Consider the following 5552-nt stretch of genomic DNA (forward strand, 5'->3'; position numbering starts at 1 on the left):
GTGCAGGCGGCGACCTCGGTCACCGACGGGTCGGCGGCGGTCAGCGCCATGCTGCCGGTGCCACCGCCGTTCACGAACTCCAGGTCGGCGTGCTCGCGTACCGCCCGGACCGCGGCCAGGCGGCGGCGCAGCAGCTCGGGCAGCGACCGGCGCTGCATCATCCGGATCGCCCGGGCCCGCAGGGCCTGCCCGGGCGGGGCGTCGCCGAGCCCGGCGATGTGCGCCTCGTAGGACATCATCGCGACCAGGCGGAAGCCCGGCCGCTTGACCAGCCGGGCGGCCAGGGATCCGGCCTGGGCCGCGGAGTGCACGGGGGAGCGGCGGACGCCGATGTGCAGTGGCCCGGCGGGCCGCCAGGAGGCGTCGAGTTCCAGACAGATCCGCACGTCGGGCCGCCGGCCCGGCGCCACGACGGCATCGACCAGGTCCAGGTGGGCGGGATGGTCGACCATGATGGTGATGGCGGCGGCCAGCTGCGGGTCGGCGGCCAGCTGGGCGATCGCGGTCCGGTCGACGCTGGGGTACGCCACCAGCACGTCGTCCGTGACACCACTGCGTACCAGCCAGATCGCCTCCGGCAGGGTGTACGCCATCACGCCGGACCAGCCGGGGCGGGCCAGCACCCGTTCGAGCAGGGACCGCACGCGGACCGACTTGCTGGCCACCCGGATCGGTTTGCCCGCCGAGCGGACCGACAGGGCGGCCGCGTTCGCGTCGAAGGCGGCCAGGTCGACCACGGCCAGCGGGGTCTCCAGGCCGCTGGTGGCGCGGTCGAGTCGTTTCTGCAACGCGGTGCGTTCGACGATCACGCCAGCAACCTAACCGGTCGCGGCCGTATGCGAAACACCTTCATGAATGCGCCACCCGAACGGGCGCAGCCACGACCTGCCGGGTACGCCCGTTAGAGTGCTTCGAGCAGTGACCACGGGGAGGTAAGGGCCATCGACACCGAAACGAGCTCGGCACGCAAGGAGGCCAGCCCCCCGGTGGACCTCTCCGGGGCGGCGGCGCTGCGTTCCGTGCTGCGGATCCGCCCGTTCCGGCGGCTCTGGCTCGTGCTCAGCGTGGCCTCGTTCGGCGACTGGATCGGCACCCTGGCCACCGCGCTGTTCGCCTCCCAGCAGGTTACCGGCAGCGTCGCGCAGGGCAGCGCGTTCAGCAGCACGATCGCGATCCGGCTGCTCCCGGCGCTGCTGCTCGGCCCGATCGCGGGCGTCATGGCCGACCGGTTCGACCGGCGCTACACCATGGTCATCTGCGACATCCTGCGCTTCTTCGTGTACGGCTCGATCCCGGTCGTCGCCCTGCTCAGCGACTCCGGTGGCCTCATCGTCACCTGGGCGGTCATCGCCACCTTCATCGGCGAGACGGTCACCCTGATGTGGATCCCGGCCAAGGAGGCCGCGGTCCCCAACCTGATCCCCAAGGGCCGCCTCGAGGTCTCCAACCAGCTCACGCTGATCACCACGTACGGCATCACCCCGATCCTGGCCGCCCTCGCGCTGGCCGCCCTCGACGGTGTCGTCCGCGGCCCGATCGGCGGCCTGCCGGACTGGGCCGAGCCGGTGCAGATCGCGCTCTGGATCAACGCCTTCTCCCGGGCCGCCACGGCCGCCGTCGTCTTCTTCGGCATCAAGGAGATCAGCGAGGGCCACCGCGAACGCAAGGAGAAGAACGCCGAGACCTCGATGTTCCGCCAGTTCGTCGAGGGCTGGAAGTACATCGGCGGCACCCCGTTCGTCCGCGGCCTGGTGCTCGGCATCTTCGGCGCGTTCGCCGGCGCGGGCATCGTGATCGGCACCGCCCGCTTCTTCACCGCCTCGCTGGGCGCCGGTGACGCCGCGTTCTACCTGCTCTTCGCCACCCTGTTCATCGGCCTGGCGGCCGGCATCGGCCTCGGCCCGATGGTCGTCAAGGAGCTGTCCCGGCGCCGCTGGTTCGGCATGAGCATCGTGCTCGCCAGCGGCGCGGTCGGCTTCCTGTCCGTGGCGTTCCACCTGTCCATGGCGCTCTTCGGCGCGCTGTTCGTGGGCGCGGGCGCCGGCATGGCGTTCCTGGCCGGCGTCACGCTGCTCGGCGGCCAGGTCAACGACGAGGTACGCGGCCGCGTCTTCGCCGTCGTGCAGATCGGCGCCCGGCTCGTCCTGCTGCTGGCGATCTCGCTGGCCGGGGTGCTGGTCGGCCTGGGCAGCTCCCGCACCATCTCGGCGGGCGACTTCTCCGTCGACATCTCCTCCACCCGCATCCTGCTGCTGGTCGCCGGCGTCATCGGGGTCTGGACCGGGATCAGCGCGTTCCGCCAGATGGACGACAAGCGCGGCGTACCGGTGCTGGCCGACCTGTGGAGCTCGATCCGCGGCCGCCCGCTGTCACCGGGCGAGGACTTCACCCGGCACGGCATCTTCGTGGTCTTCGAAGGCGGCGAGGGCGCGGGCAAGTCGACGCAGGTCACCCGCCTGTCGGAGGCCCTGATCGAGGCCGGGCACGACGTGGTGGTGACCCGCGAACCGGGCGCGACGGACATGGGCGCGCGGATCCGCAGCCTGGTGCTGTCCAACGGCGAGGGCGCCGACGCGCCGTCGCCGCGCGCCGAGGCGCTGCTCTACGCCGCCGACCGGGCCCACCACGTGGCCACCGTCGTGCGCCCGGCGCTGGGCCGGGGCGCGGTGGTGATCAGCGACCGGTACGTGGACTCGTCGCTGGCGTACCAGGGGGCCGGTCGCACGTTGCCGGTCCAGGAGATCTCCTGGCTGTCGTCCTGGGCGACCGGCGGTCTCAAGCCGGACCTGGTGGTGCTGCTCGACGTCGATCCGACCGTGGGGCTGGGCCGGGTCGACAAGCGTGGCCTGGGCACCGACCGGCTGGAGAGCGAGTCCCGGTCCTTCCACGAACGCGTCCGCTACGCCTTCCTCGACCTGGCCTCGGCTGACCCGAAGCGCTACCTGGTGCTGGACGCGGCCCGCCCGGCGGACGAGATCGCCAACGCGGTCGCGACCCGGCTCAACGCGATGCTCACCGAAGGCGACGACAGCCACCCGGACCCGGCGTCGACCGCGGTGCCGCCGGGCCCGGACCTGAACGCGCCGGACCTGGCGGACACGATGGTGGTCCCGCCGCACGCGGGCCCGGACGAGACGCTGGTGATGCGCACGGGATCGGGCGCGGTGGCGACGAGCGGCTCGGACGAGACGATCGTGGTCCGGCCGGCCTCGGCCGCCGGCCCGGACGACACCATGGTGATCCGCCCGGGCGCGGGCCCGGACGACACGATGGCCCTGCCTTCCGACGCGACCATGGCCTTGCCGCGGTCCACGCCGGACGACCCGAACGCGACCGTGATGGTGTCCCGGCCCGCGTCGGACGACCCGAACGCGACGGTGATGGTCTCTCGGCCGGCGTCGGACGACCCGAACGCCACCATGGTGGTGCGCCAGCCTGATGCCGATGACCCGAACGCCACGACCGCTTTCCCGGCCGGGGGTTCGGACGAGACGGTGGTCGTGCGGCCGGCCTCATCCGGCAGCGAGTCGGACGAGACGACGGTGGTCCGGGACGCCGGGGCGGTCTCCGCCACCAAGGACGCCGACGCCGACGCCGACGCCGACGCCGACGCCGACGCCGACGACGAGGAAGAAGAGACGTCGATCGAGGTGCTCGAGGACCTCACCGGCAACCGGGCCCGAGCCGCCGATGACGACTCGCCGCCGCAGGTGGGCAGCAAGCCGTGAGCGAGCGAGAATCGACCCCATGAGTGTGTTCGCCGACCTGGTCGGGCAGGACGAGGCCGTCGAGACGCTGCGCCGGGCCGCCGCGGCCGCCGCCCGGATCGTGGCCGGTGCCGCCGACGGCGGGAACGGCGCCATGACCCACGCGTGGATCTTCACCGGTCCGCCCGGATCGGGACGCTCGGTCGCCGCCCGGGCCCTCGCCGCCGCCCTGCAGTGCGAGCGTGACGGCGTCGGCTGCGGTGAGTGCCACGGCTGCCACACCGTGCTCGGTGCCACCCACGCCGACGTGCGTTTTGTGGTGCCCGAGGGCCTGTCGATCGGCGTCAACGAGATGCGCGCGCTGGTGCTGCGGGCCGGCAGTGCTCCCTCCGGCGGCAAGTGGCAGGCCGTGGTCATCGAGGACGCCGACCGGCTCACCGAGGCGGCCGGGAACGCGCTGCTCAAGGCCATCGAGGAGCCTCCCCCGCGTACCGTTTTCCTGCTCTGCACCCCGTCGACGCACCCGGACGACATCTCGGTGACCATCCGCTCGCGGTGCCGGGTCGTACCGTTGCGGCAGCCGCCCGCCGAGGCCGTGGCCGAGGTCCTGGTCCGCCGGGACGGGATCGCGCCCGACCTCGCGGCCTGGGCCGCGGCCGCCGCGCAGGGCCACGTCGGCCGGGCCAAGCGGCTCGCCAACGATCCGGAGGCCCGCGGCCGCCGGGAGGCCGTGCTCGCGGTGCCGCGCCGGTTGTCCAGCGTCGGTGCCTGCTTCGACGCGGCCTCCGCGCTGATCGAGGCCGCGGAGGCGGAGGCGGCGACCGCATTCTCCGACAACGACAGTACGGAACGCGCGGCGCTGGAGCAGGCGCTCGGTGCCGGCGGTACGGGCCGGGGCGCGGCCGGAGCGATGCGGGGCGCCGCCGGTCAGCTCAAGGAACTGGAGAAGAAGCAGAAGTCCCGGTCGACCCGCTCGCAGCGCGACGCGTTGGACCGGGCCCTGGTGGATCTCGCCGCGTTCTACCGGGACGTGCTGGTCACGGGCCTGAAAGCGCCGGTCGCCGTGGTGCATCGGGACACCGCCGAGCAGGCGGCCGCGGCAGCGGGCAAGTGGACGCCGGAGAGCACGCTGCGCCGGCTCGAGGCCGTGCTGGCCTGTCGCGAAGCCATCGAGCAGAACGTGAAGCCGAAGATCGCTGTGGAAGCGATGATGCTCAATCTCTGGCGCGGGTAATCCACAAGGGACGCGCGGGGGGATGCGCGACGGTCGGCCGACCGGGTACGGTCGCGGTGCCGTAAAGCAACCAAGGCGGTACGCCCGGTAAGGAGCCTGTGGATGCCCCGCGAGATCGACGAGGCATGGATCGACGAGGCGATCGAACGTTACCGCCGCCTCGACGTGCTGCGGGCCGAGTTCGAGAAGGCGGTCGCCGGCCACGTGGTGTCGGTGCACTCGCCCGACAACTCGATCGAGGTGCTGGTCACCGCGGCGGGCGACATCACCGACGTACACATCCGTGGCAGCCTGCAGCACCGCACGGCGGCCGACCTGGCCCGGGAGGTGCAGGCAGTGGTGACCACCGCGACCGAAGCGGCCCGCTGGGCCCGGGAGAAGCTGCACGACGAGGTGTTCGGGGCGTTCCGATCGCTGGGAGACCGCTGACATGGACAAGCTGGCCGATCGCCTGGAGTCCGCGGCCGACGCGCTGACCACAGTGGACCGCTCACTGTCGGCCCACGCCTCGTCGCCGGGTGCGTTCGGCGCCGACGACGAGGGAGTGCCGGGCCGGCTGGGCCGCCAGCTGCACGACCGGTGGCTCGAGGTGCTCGGCGCCCGCTCCGGGT

The 5552-nt window shown here is 72.8% G+C and carries 4 protein-coding genes and 1 pseudogene; 4 read left to right on the top strand and 1 reads right to left on the bottom strand.

Annotated elements, in window-relative coordinates; translation table 11 throughout:
- On the bottom strand, positions 1 to 809 hold an 809-nt coding region (locus AB0C29_RS31090; RefSeq protein ID WP_360827593.1), incomplete at its 3' end, for an alanine racemase.
- A 246-nt stretch (positions 810 to 1055) separates the two neighbouring features.
- Here AB0C29_RS31090 and tmk point away from each other — a divergent pair.
- The 4 genes and pseudogenes from tmk to AB0C29_RS31110 all read left to right on the top strand — a co-directional run.
- Positions 1056 to 3728 (top strand): dTMP kinase, encoded by a 2673-nt coding sequence (gene tmk, locus AB0C29_RS31095; protein WP_360827599.1) that lies wholly within the window; start codon positions 1056 to 1058, stop codon positions 3726 to 3728.
- A gap of 19 nt (positions 3729 to 3747) precedes the next feature.
- A complete protein-coding gene (locus AB0C29_RS31100; protein WP_360827596.1) occupies positions 3748 to 4941 on the top strand; it encodes a DNA polymerase III subunit delta' in 1194 nt (397 codons plus the stop codon).
- 102 nt (positions 4942 to 5043) lie between these two features.
- Entirely contained in the window at positions 5044 to 5370 is a 327-nt protein-coding gene (locus AB0C29_RS31105; protein WP_360550976.1) for a YbaB/EbfC family DNA-binding protein, read from the top strand.
- Between the two features lies 1 nt (position 5371).
- Positions 5372 to 5552: pseudogene (locus AB0C29_RS31110) on the top strand (hypothetical protein); the annotation flags it as partial.

The organism is Actinoplanes sp. NPDC048791, from assembly GCF_040650095.1.
Lineage (GTDB): Bacteria > Actinomycetota > Actinomycetes > Mycobacteriales > Micromonosporaceae > Actinoplanes.

Coding starts and splice junctions, on each gene's coding strand:
- AB0C29_RS31100 (WP_360827596.1), top strand. CDS start 3,748: ATGAGTGTGTTCGCCGACCTGGTCGGGCAGGACGAGGCCGTCGAGACG.
- AB0C29_RS31105 (WP_360550976.1), top strand. CDS start 5,044: ATGCCCCGCGAGATCGACGAGGCATGGATCGACGAGGCGATCGAACGT.